Annotated in this window: 1 protein-coding gene; it reads right to left on the bottom strand. The window is 64.8% G+C overall.

Features of this window, described 5'->3' with window-relative positions:
- The coding region (locus tag CVH10_RS22925) for a hypothetical protein (protein ID WP_219925038.1) at window positions 1–222 on the bottom strand (222 nt) is incomplete at its 3' end.
- Window positions 223–250 lie beyond the last annotated feature (28 nt).

The following is a 250-nucleotide window of genomic DNA, read 5'->3' as shown; positions in this document are numbered from 1 at the left end:
GGTCACGGTGCCGACCACTCGGCGGGCTTCGGTAGGTTGTGCCCACAGCAGGGCGCACAGCAGTTGCGCTTCGACGTCCAGACGTGGGTCGTAGTCCATGTCATCGCTCGAGATCTTCTCGGGCGGGTCCAGTGCCAGGGTGCTCATCGTGGGGTGCTCCTGGCGGCGTTCGGGGGTGGTCTCGCGCATCAGGCCGCGACTGGTGGAGTGTCGGTATTCCAACCGTGCACTATTCGTTTACGCAGGTCCG

Source organism: Halomonas sp. ND22Bw, assembly GCF_003011945.1.
GTDB classification, from domain to species: Bacteria; Pseudomonadota; Gammaproteobacteria; order Pseudomonadales; family Halomonadaceae; genus Halomonas; species Halomonas halophila.
The sequence above is the reverse complement of the archived record's forward strand: the minus strand, read 5'-3'. Positions and strand labels throughout refer to the sequence as shown.